The organism is Pseudomonas sp. AK181, from assembly GCF_051122975.1.
GTDB classification, from domain to species: Bacteria; Pseudomonadota; Gammaproteobacteria; order Pseudomonadales; family Pseudomonadaceae; genus Aquipseudomonas; species Aquipseudomonas lactis.
The window spans coordinates 6020599-6035836 of sequence record NZ_CP146348.1; the positions used below are offsets into that span (position 1 = coordinate 6020599).

The 15238-nt window shown below is 60.7% G+C and carries 8 protein-coding genes and 2 pseudogenes; 5 read left to right on the forward strand and 5 right to left on the reverse strand.

Translation table 11 applies throughout. From position 1 onward, the window contains the following. Positions 1 to 2 precede the first annotated feature (2 nt). Positions 3 to 728, reverse strand: coding sequence for a DUF4123 domain-containing protein (locus V8689_RS27455; RefSeq protein WP_056782718.1), 726 nt, complete (start codon positions 726 to 728; stop codon positions 3 to 5). Continuing rightward, entirely contained in the window at positions 728 to 2749 is a 2022-nt protein-coding gene (locus V8689_RS27460) for a type VI secretion system tip protein VgrG (RefSeq protein WP_056782717.1), read from the reverse strand. Before V8689_RS27460 ends, V8689_RS27455 begins: the two co-directional genes overlap by 1 nt. A 347-nt stretch (positions 2750 to 3096) precedes the next feature. Here V8689_RS27460 and V8689_RS27465 point away from each other — a divergent pair, with 347 nt between their 5' ends. Next, positions 3097 to 4044 carry a hypothetical protein gene (locus V8689_RS27465; protein ID WP_056782888.1) on the forward strand — a complete coding sequence of 316 codons (948 nt, stop codon included), beginning with the start codon at positions 3097 to 3099 and terminating at the stop codon, positions 4042 to 4044. 440 nt (positions 4045 to 4484) lie between these two features. Here the strand turns inward: V8689_RS27465 and putP are convergent, their stop codons facing one another. After that, positions 4485 to 5969: a sodium/proline symporter PutP gene (putP, locus tag V8689_RS27470; protein ID WP_014716616.1), complete on the reverse strand. Its 1485-nt coding sequence runs from the start codon at positions 5967 to 5969 to the stop codon at positions 4485 to 4487. 461 nt (positions 5970 to 6430) lie between these two features. Here putP and putA point away from each other — a divergent pair, with 461 nt between their 5' ends. Both putA and V8689_RS27480 read left to right on the forward strand, forming a co-directional pair. Next, on the forward strand, positions 6431 to 10384 hold the full coding sequence (gene putA / locus V8689_RS27475) for a trifunctional transcriptional regulator/proline dehydrogenase/L-glutamate gamma-semialdehyde dehydrogenase (RefSeq protein ID WP_032893907.1): 3954 nt from the start codon (positions 6431 to 6433) through the stop codon (positions 10382 to 10384). A 331-nt stretch (positions 10385 to 10715) separates the two neighbouring features. Continuing rightward, positions 10716 to 12518 carry an acyl-CoA dehydrogenase gene (locus V8689_RS27480; protein WP_056782715.1) on the forward strand — a complete coding sequence of 601 codons (1803 nt, stop codon included), beginning with the start codon at positions 10716 to 10718 and terminating at the stop codon, positions 12516 to 12518. Between the two features lie 3 nt (positions 12519 to 12521). Here V8689_RS27480 and V8689_RS27485 read toward each other — a convergent pair whose 3' ends face one another. Further along, positions 12522 to 12815, reverse strand: coding sequence for a cell division protein ZapA (locus tag V8689_RS27485; RefSeq protein WP_003187971.1), 294 nt, complete (start codon positions 12813 to 12815; stop codon positions 12522 to 12524). Then, positions 12812 to 13042: a hypothetical protein gene (locus V8689_RS27490; RefSeq protein ID WP_044270846.1), complete on the reverse strand. Its 231-nt coding sequence runs from the start codon at positions 13040 to 13042 to the stop codon at positions 12812 to 12814. Before V8689_RS27490 ends, V8689_RS27485 begins: the two co-directional genes overlap by 4 nt. 343 nt (positions 13043 to 13385) lie before the next feature. Here V8689_RS27490 and V8689_RS27495 point away from each other — a divergent pair. Together V8689_RS27495 and V8689_RS27500 are read left to right on the forward strand one after the other, a co-directional pair. Then, positions 13386 to 14042, forward strand: a pseudogene (locus tag V8689_RS27495) (MCP four helix bundle domain-containing protein); the annotation flags it as partial. Between the two features lie 303 nt (positions 14043 to 14345). Then, positions 14346 to 14945 (forward strand): annotated as a pseudogene (locus V8689_RS27500) (methyl-accepting chemotaxis protein); the annotation flags it as partial. Positions 14946 to 15238: the final 293 nt, after the last annotated feature.

Sequence of the window (15238 nt, forward strand, 5' to 3'; positions counted from 1 at the left end):
GCTTAGCTTAGTTGCGAGGCAAGGTAATCAGCCAATGCGCCATGGCTGATTTGCGGCCTGCGTGCGAAGTAGGCGACCTTGTGCTGCAAGGTGGCTGGCGTAAACGCGGTGTAGAGGTCAGGACGCTGCTCCTGGAGCCATTGCAGCAGGTTGTCGACCAGCACCTGCGGTGAATGCTGGGCCATAGGCGTCAGCAACGATGCCGGTACCTGCCACCAGGGGCTGGCTGGGGCCGCCGTGACGGATTTGGGCGCCACCGACAGCGGCTGGCCGTTGACCAGATAGCGCTGGAACACCGGCAACACGCGCGCCGCCTCGTCGCCTAATGACTGCAACATCGGCAAAAGGTGCGCGCCGTCCCAGAAACGCAAAAACACCGGCTGGCTTTGCGGCAGGTACACCTGGGTCAAGCCCTGCAAATGCGCGATCACCACCTCCAGCGGGCTGGATGAGACCGCCAGCCAGCCCCAATCCGTCGCTTGGGTGGTGGCTATCCAATCGAGAAAGGCACTGCCCGGTTCAACGATGCCCACGTAGGGCATGACCTCATCCCAGTCGGCGTAGGCCGTGCCCGCCCAGATCGGTCGTGGCATCTTTGCCGCGACCGTGGCTTGCCAGGCGGCGAACGGCTTGGCGTCGCTGGCATTGCCCAGCACGGCGTACAGCTGTTCATCTGGCTGCAAAGGGTATTGCGCCAGCCAGGCACTGGGCGTCAAGGGTGCAGGCATCAGGACGCACTCCGCACATGGGCGCCGATGTCACACTGGCCGTTTTTGCAGCGCTCGCATTCTTCACAGAACGGCGCGCTGCGTTTGAGGCTGACCACTTGCGCACGGCTTAACGGCGCAGGCACCACCGCCAATAAAGTCTCGTTCAATCCAGGCATCAACGGCGCCGGTGTCGGGGCAGGCGCGCTGCCGAGCTGAATCGGCACGCTGCTGAATATCCCACCCGCCGATAACGTGATCGACTGCCCGCCCGCCTGGATCGTCACGCTGGCACCCGCATCAATGATGATGCTTTGCCCGGCGCCCAGCGCAATGGTCTGCCCGGCCCGCATATGCTGCGAACCGCCGACCACCACATGGTCATCCTGCTTGAGTTCCGTCAAACGGTTGCCGTGGGTGATGCGCTGCTCCTGGCCCTGCAACTCATGGCGCGACTCGCCGCCCACCTGCACGCGACGCTCGTTATCGACCTGTACCTGTTGGTCATGCAGCACATGCTGGGTCCAGTCCCGCTGGGCGCGCAGGTAGATCTCTTCGGCGCCCTTGCGGTCCTCGATACGCAGTTCGTTATAGCCTCCACCGCCCGGGCTGCTCTGGCTACGCCAGAGACTGCGGGTCTTGTCCGCTGGCAGGTCGAGGGGCACTGGCGTGGCGGCGTTGGGCAGGCACCCCACCACCAGCGGCATGTCCATGTCGCCATTGACGAACCCCACCAGCACTTCCATGCCCACCCGGGGGATCAGCACCACACCATAACGGTCATGGGCCCAGCCACTGGCTACCCGCAGCCAGCAACTGGAATGGTCGTTGTGCTCGCCGGAACGATCCCAGGCCAGTTGCACCTTGACCCGGCCGTATTCGTCACAGTGGATTTCACTGTCGACCGGGCCGGTGACCACCGCGCTTTGATACCCCGATACCGTTGGGCGCGGCTGCTCCGGCAAAGGCGGACGAAACACCGCATCCCATGGCGCGGCGACAAATGCGTTGCGATAGCCCTGGCGCAGTTCCCCTCCGTCCTCCTCGGTGACCGCCTCCTCCAGCACCTGGGGCTGCTTGCCTTCATGGCGCACCTGCGTCACCAGCCACAAGTCATTCCAGTCCTCGCGGGGGTGCTCACGCAACTGCAAAAACCGGCCACTGGCCAACGCCGGCTCATCGCCCTGGCCGTGGGCACTGCGATAGTCGCTGCGGTGCCGCTCCAGGCCACGCTGGGCGAGATATTTGCCATGGGTGCGGTCGGAAAAGTTACCGGGGTAGTGCTGCGCTTCAAGCTTGGGCAATGACTCGTCGACAGCCGTGCCCTCCAGCTCGACATGGGGTTTTCGAAAGTCGTAATCGCGCAGGTTCAGCGCCGTGGTCCGGGTCGCCAATTGCAAGGTGAAGCGCTTGATCGCGGGGGTATCGGCCACCATTCCCGAACCTGGCCGGTAAGGCGTGGGCTGATCCATCTGGGCAAACACCGTCTGGTCATCGCCAAACACCAGCAGGTGCCCGTCGGGGGAATGCTGGAAGTGATAGTGAATCCCCAACTCGGCACACAGGCGCTGAATGAACGCCAGGTCGCTCTCGCCGAACTGCACGCAATATTCACGCTCCGGGTAATCACCGCTCAACCGGAACTCGAAGCGATCACTGTGAATCCCCTGCCCAGCCAACACCTGAGCAACAATCTGCGGCACCGTCTTATGCTGAAAAATGCGCTGGTGGCTGCTGTGCGCCAGGTACGCCAGATGCGGCGCAAGACTGAGCTGGTAACGCGTCAGGCGCCGGCCCGAGTCGCCCTGAGCAACCCGATACACCAGACCATGAACGCCATGCCCCTGCTCATCGAAGCCCAAGTACACCTGGCGATGCAGCAAGCCCTCCAGGTCGATATCCGGCTGCTCGCAGACCAGCTCAAGTTCAAACCGATAAGGCTGGCTGATGGCCTCGGTGCCATCGAACGCGAACACCTTGAAGTCACTGGGCGCCCCATCCAGGGCCAGGGTAAATGCAGGTTGGTTGGCAGGAGCGAACATCCGGTGTTTCTCTGCGAAGGGTGGGCGGCCGATTCTGCACCAGCTTACGGCCGGCCTGGGCTCATACCGGGTAAATCAGTAAGGTCCTACCGCCGTCTTCATTTGGTGGGGGTAGCCGCGTGCTGAAGCACCATTGCGGTAAAAAAAGCACACGTCTGACAGAATATTACGGCAGCCCAGTAGCCTGTTTCCCAAACGTAAAAACACCACCCCGAAAAGCCCCTTCATAACCACGACACCCTCTCATCACCTGTTTAAATTGCGCAGCCATGTTCATTCAAAAGGAATGTTTTCATGGCAGGCAATCGCCACTCTTCGAGCCGATCACAATTGCTGGGGAATCTGTAATGTCCCAGCCCTATGCGTTTATCAATGACCAGCAACAGACCTCTGTGGAACTCAAGGCCACATTACGCTTAGGAAAACACGCCGAAGCCAAGTTCGACGCGCTCAACGCGCACATTCGCAATGTGGTGGTGCTACCGGGGCAACTCGTCATTATCGGCGACGACACCACCGCAGCCTGTACCCTGGAAGAGTCACGCTTGATGCGAGCCGCCTGGGATATTCGCCACAGCGTGATGGCCGAAGGCGGGGATGCCTTTGCACTGCACAACTATGATTTGCTGCAAAAGCTGCTGGGGTATACCTCACTGGGTATAGGCACGGCAGGTGATGCCTGGAGCAAGCATTTGCAAGACATTGCAAAAACCCTGGAAGAAATTGATGCCCTGCATAAACAGTCACTACGCCGGGGCGGTGGTGCCGCCAGAGAGGAGTTTCTCGCACGACGCCGAACACTGTTTGCAAGGCTTGACGCTCAACTGCGCGGTTTTGCGCGTTATGGCACGGGGCTGCGCAATGACGGCTCGATCAAGAAAATGCTAGGTGTCTCGACCAGAAGCTATTTGCATACGGGGGAGATAAGCCGGTATCAAGAGACCATCGCACGGGTTTCGAAGACGGCGAAGCTGCTTAAAAACGGGACGCCGTTGGGGATAGCATTGAGTACGACGGTGACGGCGCTGGAGATAAAAGAGGCGTGTTCGACCGGGAGAGAGGAGCAGTGCAGGAAAGCCAGATATGTAGAGCTGGGAAAACTGAGCGCAGGCGTTAGTGGAGGGTTAGCAGGGGGTTTTGGCGGGACAGCACTGTGTATTTTTTTATTGGCTCCTAGTACTGGCCCAGGGGCTCTAGCCTGTATGTTAGTTGCGGGGGGCCTCGGCGGCGCAGCAGGAGGGCATTTTGGCGGCGCGGCTGGCGAAAAGGTAGGTGAGTTTTTGTATGAGTATTGAAGCGTTCATAAATTGGCCTCCAATCATATTGGTCGCCATTAGCTCAATATCTGCAGCAATCATCTCAAACATACTCATGTTCTTTTTGTGCTACCGAAAACTTGAGACCATGGAAGCGCTCCTGGACAGATGTCGCCTGGTCGCCGTCCACAGCAGTTACTTGAGAAGTTCACCCAGGGAAAGGATAGCGAGGCTTTGCGCAGTATATTGCGTCATTGCGCTACCTCGATTTAATGCTTGGCGAGGCGTCGCTGACTTGGAGCAGGCGCAGGCCTTTCCACGTCAAACCAAGCTTCTGCTTCATCTAACGTTCCTTCTCTGCACGCTTGGCTTGTCAGGGATGGTCGCCATCTCCTTTATTGATCCACTAAAGTAAAAAGGCCCGCGATCATAGTACGCGGGCCTTTTGTTCATCCTCTAAGCGCTCAGCGCCCAGCGAATTACTTGTTCAAGTTGTAATCTTTTTCCGCAGCATCAAAACGCTCGACCATCCCCACCGTCGGTGCGCCCATCTTGCTCACGAAGTAGATCGCCAAGCTGGCGAAGATGAAGCCTGGGATGATTTCGTACAGGCCCAGCAATTCGAAGTGTTTCCAAACGATCACGGTGATTGCGCCGACCAGGATGCCGGCCAGTGCGCCGTTGCGGGTCATGTGTTTCCAGATTACCGAGATCAGTACCACAGGGCCGAAGGCTGCACCGAAACCGGCCCAGGCGTAGCTGACCAGGCCCAGTACGCGGTTTTCCGGGTTGGCGGCCATGGCGATGGCGATCAAGGCCACGACCAGCACCATCAGGCGACCGACCCATACCAGTTCACGCTGGGACGCGCCCTTGCGCAGGAAAGCCTTGTAGAAGTCTTCGGTCAGGGCGCTGGAGCACACCAGCAGTTGGCAGCTCAGGGTGCTCATCACCGCCGCCAGAATGGCCGACAGCAACACACCGGCAACCCATGGGTTGAACAGGATCTTGGCCAGTTCGATAAACACACGCTCCGGGTTTTCAGTCACCGGGCCTGCCACTTCCGGGTGCGCCGAGAAGTAAGCGATACCGAAGAAGCCCACTGCCACGGTGCCGCCCAGGCACAGGATCATCCAGGTCATGGAAATACGACGCGCCTTGGCGATCGACTTCACCGAGTCCGCCGCCATGAAACGCGCGAGGATGTGCGGTTGGCCGAAGTAGCCCAGGCCCCAGCCCATCAGCGAAATAACGCCGATGAAGGTGGTGTTTTTCAGCATGTCGAAGCTGGTCGGGTCCTTGGCTTCAATGGCCAGGAAGGTGGTGTCTACGCCGCCGGTGGCCAGCAGCACGATGATCGGCGTGAGGATCAGCGCGAAGATCATCAGCGTGGCTTGTACGGTATCGGTCCAGCTGACGGCCAGGAAACCACCGATGAAGGTGTAGGCAATGGTCGCTGCAGCACCGGCCCACAGCGCAGTCTCGTAGGACATGCCGAAGGTGCTTTCGAACAGGCGGGCGCCGGCAACGATGCCGGAGGCGCAGTAGATGGTGAAGAACACCAGGATCACCACGGCGGAGATGATCCGCAGCAGGCCGCTCTTATCTTCGAAGCGGCTGGAGAAGTAATCCGGCAGGGTCAGGGCGTCGCCGTTGTGTTCGGTCTGCACCCGCAGGCGGCCGGCCACGAACAACCAGTTGAGGTAAGCACCGACGATCAGGCCGATGGCAATCCAGCTTTCCGACAGACCCGACATGTAGATCGCGCCCGGCAAGCCCATCAACAGCCAGCCGCTCATGTCGGAAGCACCGGCGGACAGAGCTGTCACCACGCTACCGAGGCTGCGACCGCCCAGGATGTAATCGGAAAGGTTGTTGGTGGAGCGATAGGCCATCAGGCCGATCAGCACCATTGCTGCGATGTAGATCACGAACGTGATCAGGGTTGGATTACTAACGCTCATAGGAGTGACGCCCTGGCTTTGTTTTTATGTAGCGACGGTCATTGGGACGGCCACCCGTGGATAACCGGATAGACGAACCTGCATGCCGCGCATTTATGACTGGCGTTTCCCCAGGAAAGCCGCCAGCCGATGAACCCACCCACAGGGTTGGTTGCACCTTGGTGCGCGAATGCTATTCAACAAAGCAAATAAGGTGCAACCAGTTTCTGCCGATTAAGTTGCACCCAAGTATGTTTTAGGACAAACGCGCTTTTTTTGCTCCTTTTCGGAGCAAGAACAGCCGATCTCAGAAGCAAATGCACCAGCGCGGAGCGGATTCCGTCGTGTGTTTATTTTTTTCCGATCAAGCGTCGAACATTTAACCAACAAAAGGGTTGCACCCGGTTGCACCTCGGGATGGGCAAAGCTAATCTTGCCGCCAGCAGATGCCACTCGGTAGTGGCACCCATGAGGATAAAAAAATGGCAACGACCACCCTTGGGGTCAAACTCGACGACCCGACCCGCGAACGCCTGAAGGCCGCCGCGACCTCCATTGATCGCACGCCGCACTGGCTGATCAAGCAGGCGATTTTCAATTACCTGGAGAAACTCGAGGGTGGTGCAACCCTGTCCGAGCTCAATGGCTTGAGCAGCAAGGAGGCCGATGATGCTGGCGAGGTCCAGGCCGACCACGCCCACCAGTGCTTCCTTGAGTTCGCCGAGAGCATCCTGCCGCAATCGGTATTGCGTGCCGCGATCACCGCCGCGTACCGCCGCCCCGAGCCGGAAGTGGTGCCGATGCTGATCGAACAGGCGCGCCTGCCGGCACCGATGGCCGAAGCCACCAACAAGCTGGCCGCGAGCATTGCCGAAAAACTGCGCAATCAGAAGAGTGCCGGCGGCCGTGCCGGTATTGTTCAGGGCCTGTTGCAAGAATTCTCCCTGTCGTCCCAGGAAGGCGTGGCGCTGATGTGCCTGGCCGAAGCGCTGCTGCGCATCCCGGACAAAGGCACCCGCGATGCGCTGATCCGCGACAAGATCAGCACCGGCAACTGGCAGCCGCACCTGGGCAACAGCCCATCGCTGTTCGTCAACGCCGCCACCTGGGGCCTGCTGCTGACTGGCAAGCTGGTGTCGACCCACAACGAAGCAGGCCTGACCTCATCCCTGAGCCGCATCATCGGCAAGAGCGGCGAGCCGATGATCCGCAAGGGTGTCGACATGGCCATGCGCCTGATGGGCGAGCAGTTCGTTACCGGCGAAACCATCGCCGAAGCCCTGGCCAATGCGAGCAAGTTCGAAGCCAAGGGCTTCCGCTATTCCTACGACATGCTCGGTGAAGCCGCCCTCACCGAACACGACGCCCAGAAGTACCTGGCCTCGTACGAACAAGCCATTCACTCCATCGGCAAAGCTTCCCATGGCCGTGGGATCTATGAAGGCCCGGGCATCTCCATCAAGCTCTCCGCCCTGCACCCGCGCTACAGCCGTGCGCAGTACGAGCGTGTGATGGATGAGCTGTACCCGCGCCTGCTGTCGCTGACCTTGCTGGCCAAGCAGTACGACATCGGCCTGAACATCGACGCCGAAGAAGCCGACCGCCTGGAGCTGTCCCTGGATCTGCTCGAGCGCCTGTGCTTCGAGCCGCAACTGACCGGCTGGAACGGTATCGGTTTTGTGATCCAGGCGTACCAGAAGCGCTGCCCGTATGTAATTGACTACGTCATCGACCTGGCCCGCCGCAGCCGCCATCGCCTGATGATCCGCCTGGTGAAAGGCGCGTACTGGGACAGCGAAATCAAGCGCGCCCAGGTCGAAGGCCTGGAAGGCTACCCGGTGTACACCCGCAAGGTGTACACCGACGTTTCCTACATTGCCTGCGCACGCAAACTGCTGTCGGTGCCGGAAGTCATCTACCCGCAGTTCGCCACGCACAACGCCCACACCCTGTCGGCTATCTACCACATCGCCGGTCAGAACTATTACCCCGGCCAGTATGAGTTCCAGTGCCTGCACGGCATGGGTGAGCCACTGTACGAACAGGTTGTAGGCAAGGTTTCCGAAGGCAAGCTGAACCGTCCGTGCCGTGTTTACGCTCCGGTGGGTACCCACGAAACACTGCTGGCCTATCTGGTACGCCGCCTGCTGGAAAACGGCGCCAACACCTCGTTCGTCAACCGTATCGCTGACCAGTCCATCTCGATCCAGGAATTGGTAGCCGACCCGGTGGCCAGCATCGAGCAAATGGCAACCCAGGAAGGCGGTTTCGGCCTGCCGCACCCGCGCATTCCGTTGCCGCGCGACCTGTACGGCAGCGACCGCGCCAACTCGGCCGGTATCGACCTGGCCAACGAACATCGCCTCGCCTCGCTGTCCTGCGCCCTGCTGGCCACCGCTCACAACAACTGGAAGGCCGCACCGATGCTCGGTTGCGCCGCCAGCAATGAAGCGGCCCAACCGGTGCTGAACCCGTCCGACCTGCGTGACGTGGTCGGCCAGGTACAGGAAGCCACCGTCGAAGACGTCGACAACGCCATCCAGTGCGCCATCAGCGCCGCGCCGATCTGGCAGGCCACCCCGCCCGCCGAACGCGCTGCCATCCTGGAGCGCGCCGCCGACCTGATGGAAGGCGAGATCCAGCCGCTGATGGGCCTGCTGGCCCGTGAAGCCGGCAAGACCTTCGCCAACGCCATCGCCGAAGTGCGTGAAGCCGTGGACTTCCTGCGTTACTACGCGGTACAGGCGCGCAACGACTTCACCAACGACGCCCACCGCCCATTGGGCCCAGTGGTGTGCATCAGCCCGTGGAACTTCCCGCTCGCCATCTTCAGTGGCCAAGTAGCTGCTGCACTGGCTGCCGGTAACCCGGTGCTGGCCAAGCCTGCCGAGCAGACGCCGCTGGTGGCTGCCCAGGCCGTACGTATCCTGCTTGAAGCCGGTATTCCGGAAGGCGTGCTGCAACTGCTGCCAGGCCAGGGCGAAAGCGTCGGTGCCCGCCTGGTGGGTGATGATCGCGTCAAAGGCGTGATGTTCACCGGTTCCACCGAGGTGGCGCGCCTGCTACAACGCAATGTCGCCGGTCGCCTGGATGCCCAGGGTCGCCCGATTCCGCTGATCGCCGAAACCGGTGGCCAGAACGCGATGATCGTGGACTCCTCGGCCCTGACCGAACAAGTCGTGATCGACGTCGTCTCGTCGGCCTTCGACAGCGCCGGTCAACGTTGCTCGGCCCTGCGCGTGCTGTGCCTGCAGGAAGATTCGGCAGACCGTGTAGTCGAAATGCTCAAGGGCGCCATGGCTGAATGCCGCCTGGGTAACCCGGAACGCCTGTCGGTGGACATCGGCCCGGTGATCGATGCCGAAGCCAAGGCTGGTATCGAGAAACATATCCAGGCCATGCGCGACAAAGGCCGCAATGTTTACCAAGTGGCGATTGCCGACGGTGAAGAGATCAAGCGCGGCACCTTCGTGATGCCAACCCTGATCGAGCTGGAAAGCTTCGACGAACTGCAACGCGAGATCTTCGGCCCGGTACTGCACGTAGTGCGCTACAAGCGCAAAGAGATCGACCAGCTCATCGGCCAGATCAACGCTTCCGGCTACGGCCTGACTCTGGGCGTGCACACCCGCATCGACGAGACCATCGCCAAGGTGATCGACAACGTCAACGCCGGTAACGTCTACGTCAACCGCAACATTGTGGGTGCCGTGGTCGGCGTGCAACCGTTCGGCGGCGAAGGCCTGTCGGGTACTGGCCCGAAAGCCGGTGGCCCGCTGTACCTGTACCGTTTGCTGTCGACTCGTCCTACCGATGCGATCGAGCAATCCTTCGTACGCGGCGACAAGTTGGCCGCGCCGGACGTGCGCCTGCGTGATGCCATGAGCCAATCGCTGACCGCCCTGAAAACCTGGGCCGACGGCAATAAGTTCAGTGAACTGAGCGCCCTGTGCACGCAGTTCGCCGCCCAATCGCAAAGCGGTATCACCCGCCAACTGGCCGGCCCGACCGGCGAGCGCAACAGCTACGCCATCCTGCCGCGCGAGCACGTGCTGTGCCTGGCCGAAGTGGAAGGCGACCTGCTGACCCAACTGGCGGCGGTATTGGCCGTCGGTGGTTCGGCGGTATGGCCGGAAACCGAGCTGACCAAGGCCTTGTTCCCACGCCTGCCGAAAGAGATTCAGGCGAAGATCAAGCGCGTGGCCGACTGGACCAAGGACGACGTGGTGTTTGACGCCGTGCTGCATCACGGTGATTCCGACCAACTGCGTGCGGTGTGCCAGCAAGTGGCGCAGCGCGGTGGGGCGATTGTTGGGGTGCATGGCATGTCGCAAGGCGAAACGGCGATTGCGCTGGAGCGTCTGGTGATCGAGCGTGCGTTGAGCGTAAACACCGCTGCAGCGGGTGGTAACGCCAGCCTGATGACCATCGGCTAGTGACCACTGATCGTTCCCAAGCTCCGCGTGGGAATGCAGCTCAAGGACGCTCTGCGTCCAGAAGCGTGACGCGGAGCGTCAAAAGAGGCGTTCCCACGCAGAGCGTGGGAACGATCTCGAAAGTGTGAGAGCGGGCTTGCTCGCGAATGCGGAGTGTCAGTTTTAGATGTACTGACTGATCTACCGCATTCGCGAGCAAGCCCGCTCCTACATTGACCGCGTTCGCAACGCCCTTATCTCGTTCTGCCCCTGTATCACTTAAATCAATCTTGCTATCCACCCTCCATTCGCGCACTTAGACTCAGGCCAATTCCTTCAAAGGTACGCCGCCATGTCCGAGACGCTGCTCAGTTCCCGCAATCTGGCTTTCGAGCTGTATGAAGTCCTCGATGCCGAGGGCCTGACCCAGCGCGAGCGGTTTGCCGAGCACAACCGCGAAACCTTCGATGCCGCAATCAGCACGGCCCGCACCATCGCAGAAAAATACTTCGCCCCGCACAACCGCAAGAACGACGAAAACGAACCTCGCTATGAGAACGGCCAGGCGATCCTGATTCCAGAGGTCAAGCCGGCGGTGGACGCCTTCCTTGAAGCCGGCTTCCTCAACGCAGCACGCAGTTTTGAAGCAGGCGGTATGCAGCTGCCGACGCTATTGTCCCAGGCCTGCTTCGCGCACTTCCAATCGGCCAACGCCGCGTCGACGTCCTACCCGTTCCTGACCATGGGCGCCGCCAACCTCATTGAGAGCTTCGGCACTGAGGAGCAGAAACAGCGCTTCCTGCAGCCGATGATCGACGGGCGCTTCTTTGGCACCATGGCCCTGACCGAGCCCCATGCCGGTTCGTCCTTGTCGGATATTCGTACCCGTGCAGAACCAGCGGCTGACGGCAGTTATCGGCTCAAGGGCAACAAGATCTTTATCTCCGGTGGCGACCACTCGCTGTCGGAAAACATCGTGCACATGGTGCTGGCCAAATTGCCGGACGCTCCCGCAGGCGTGAAGGGCATTTCGCTGTTTATCGTGCCCAAGTTTCTGGTCAACGATGACGGCAGCCTCGGCGCTCGCAACGATGTGCTGCTGGCGGGGCTGTTCCATAAAATGGGCTGGCGCGGCACCACGTCCACGGCGCTTAACTTCGGCGATAACGGCAACTGCGTCGGCTACTTGGTGGGCAAGCCGCACCAGGGGTTGAGCTGCATGTTCCAGATGATGAACGAGGCACGCATCGGCGTGGGCATGGGTGCGGTGATGCTCGGTTACGCCGGCTACCTTTACTCCCTGAACTACGCCCGCGAACGGCCCCAGGGGCGCCTGCCCGATAGCAAAGACCCAAGCACCGCACCGGTGGCGATCATCCAGCACGCCGACATCAAGCGCATGCTGCTGACCCAAAAAGCTTATGTGGAAGGCGCCTTTGACCTCGGCCTCTACGCGGCGCGGCTATTCGATGACACCACCACCCTGGCCACCGACACCGAGCGCAAGCACGCCCACGAACTGCTCGACCTGCTCACCCCCATCGTCAAATCCTGGCCGTCGGAGTTCTGCCTCAAGGCCAACGAACTGGCGATCCAGATTCTCGGCGGCCACGGCTACACCCGCGAATACCCGGTGGAGCAGTACTACCGCGACAACCGCCTGAACCCCATCCATGAGGGCACCCACGGCATCCAGTCCCTGGACCTGCTCGGGCGCAAATTGGCGCAGAACGGCGGTGCCGGCCTGAAACAGTTGATTCGCTTGATCGCCGAGACCGGGGCCCGTGCGCAAAAGCACGCCTCACTCACGGCACTGCGAGAGCCCCTGGAGCAACTGGTAAACCGGCTGCAAAGCGTCACGATTGGCCTACTCACCGATCTTGCCCAAGGCAAGGTCAACAGCAGCCTGGCGAACTCGGCGCTGTACTTGAAAGTGTTCGGGCACACGGTGATTGGCTGGCGCTGGCTGGAACAGGCGATCCGCGCCGAAGAAGGGCTGGCCAAGGGTGACGCGGCCGATGCGGCCTTCTACAAAGGCAAGCTCCAGGCTGCCCGGTACTTCCTGACCTGGGAAGTACCGAGCTGCCATCATGAACTGGCGATTCTGGAGGCACGCGACGATACGTGCCTGGGCATGCAAGACGAATGGTTCTAGCCCTCAGGGCTGACCGATCACCTTGGAGATCACATCGACCGTGGCGCTGACTTGCTCTTGGTAACGGTCGAGTTCCTGCTGGTGCGCCTGTTGCATTTCAATCTGCTCGGCGCACAGGTTCAGCGCGGCCAATACCAATAGCTTGTCACCGATCAGGGTCGGGTACTTTTTCTTGGTAACAGCCAGGGAGGCCTTGAGCATGGTCACGGCATGCATCAGGGTCTGATCTTCGCCGGCCGGTGCCTTGATCGAGTAATCCTCTCCGAGAATCGAAACGACCTTTATGCCCTCACTCATGCGCTGACAGGCCCTGCACTCACACGCTCAACCAGCGCCTGGATGCGGGCGGCGGTGGCGCCGTGCTTTTCTTCCTGTTCCATCAGGTTCAGTTGCAGGCTTTCGTTTTCGTCCTTGGCGCGAGCCAGCTCGGCCTTGAGGGATTCGTTGCTGCCCAGCAGTTCTTGATTCTGCTGTACGAGGTCGCTGACCAGTTGTTCCAATTGGCTGAGGGATGCTTCTAACATTTTGATTTCTCGGGCGTTTAAAAAGGGCGGTGACGATAAAGAAAATTCACCTCGGATGCCAGGGTTATCCCTGGCCGCGCAGCCCGATGTTGCAAGGCCGGGCCGCACTTTCGAGCCTTAGTGACTGCATTTACCCGATCTGGTTCCTGAACTCACCCAACCCCTGGTCCGATGCGACAAAAGCGCGCGCCCCCTTAAGACTTTAGTCGCAGGGCCGATAAGGCGGGCACACCTCGTCTCATGGCCGCATGGATAGCGCCTCCCCCAGGACTCCAGCATGTCTCTTCGTAATATGAATATCGCCCCGAGAGCCTTCCTCGGCTTCGCGTTTATTGGCGCTTTGATGTTGTTGCTCGGTGTGTTCGCCCTGAACCAGATGAGCAAAATTCGTGCAGCCACCGAAGACATCACCTCGGCCAGCGTGCCCAGCATTCGCGCCCTGGATGAATTCACCCAACTGACCCTGCGCCTGCGCGTGCTGTCGTACCGCTTGCTGACCAACCGCGAGCCGGACGTACAACAAAAGACCTTGGAAGCCTTTGAACTGCGCAATCAGCAGATTCGTACAGCCCAAGGCATCTATGAAAAACTGATCTCCAGCACCGAAGAGCGCAACGCCTACAACGAGTACGTGCGCTTGTTGGGCCAGTACCGTCAGATTGAAGAGCGCATGAAGAGCTTGTCTCGCGCCAACCAGGTCAACGAGCTGCGCACCCTGCTCAACACCGAGTTGCTGGAAAACTCCGAGCAGGTCAACGCCGTGTTGACCCGCTTGTTGGACATCAATAACAACGACGCCAACGCCACCAACCAGCGCGCCAAAGACCAATACGACATGGCCTTTGACCTGGTGGTAGGCCTGCTGGTGGTTGCCACGGCGCTGACCTTGCTGTTCGCCTGGTTGCTGACCCGCAGCATCACCCTGCCCATCGCCCAGGCGCTGGAAGCCGCCGAAGAAGTGGCCGAAGGCAACCTGACGCGCCCGATCACCGTGGACGGCAACGACGAAGCCGGGCGCCTGCTCGCGGCCATGGCCAAGATGCAGCACAAACTGCGCGACACCCTGCAACGTATCGCCGGCTCCGCCACCCAGCTGGCGTCCGCCGCTGAAGAGCTCAATGCGGTGACCGACGAAAGCGCCCGTGGCCTGACCCAGCAGAACAACGAAATCGAACAGGCCGCCACGGCCGTCAACGAGATGACCAGCGCGGTGGAAGAAGTCGCACGCAATGCGGTGAGCACCTCCGAAGCCTCGCGCAACGCCACCACGTCTGCCGGTGACGGCCGCGACCTGGTGCAGGAAACCGTCAGCGCCATCGAACGCATGAGTACCGATGTGCAGGCCACCGCGTCCCTGATTGGCGACCTGGCCAATGAGTCGCGGGATATCGGCAAAGTGCTGGACGTGATCCGTGGCCTGGCCGACCAGACCAACCTGCTGGCCCTGAACGCGGCGATCGAAGCCGCCCGAGCTGGGGAAGCCGGGCGTGGTTTCGCCGTGGTGGCTGATGAAGTGCGCGCGTTGGCCCATCGCACCCAGCAGTCCACCAGCGAAATCGAGCGCATGATCGGCAGCATCCAGACAGGCACCGAACACGCGGTGGACTCGATGCGCAACAGCACCGAGCGCGCCGAATCGACACTCAACATCGCCCGCGGCGCGGGCCTATCGCTGGACACCATCAACACGGCAATTGTGGAGATCAACGAGCGCAACCTGGTGATCGCCAGCGCGGCGGAAGAACAGGCCCAGGTGGCACGGGAAGTGGACCGCAACCTGGTGAACATCCGTGACCTGTCGGTGCAATCGGCCACCGGTGCCAGCCAGACCAGTGCGGCGAGCGGTGAGTTGTCGCGGTTGGCGGTGGACTTGAATGGAATGGTCGGAAGATTCCGCCTCTAACCCTAAAACCCGCCCCACCCTTGTAGGAGCGAGCTTGCTCGCGAAAAAACGCCAACGATAACGCGCGCTACCGGAATGAACGTGGCGCCTGGGAGTTTTTCGCGAGCAAGCTCGCTCCTACAGAGGCAAGCCCTCTGCCACACCTGATCATTCCCACGCTCCGCGTGGGAATGCAGCCCAGGACGCTCCGCGTCCCGAACCGTAACGCAGAGCGTCACAAGAGGCATTCCACGCAGAGCGTGGGAACGATCTTTTGACAGCGCAGCAATTCAACAGGTTAGAATCCCTGGCAC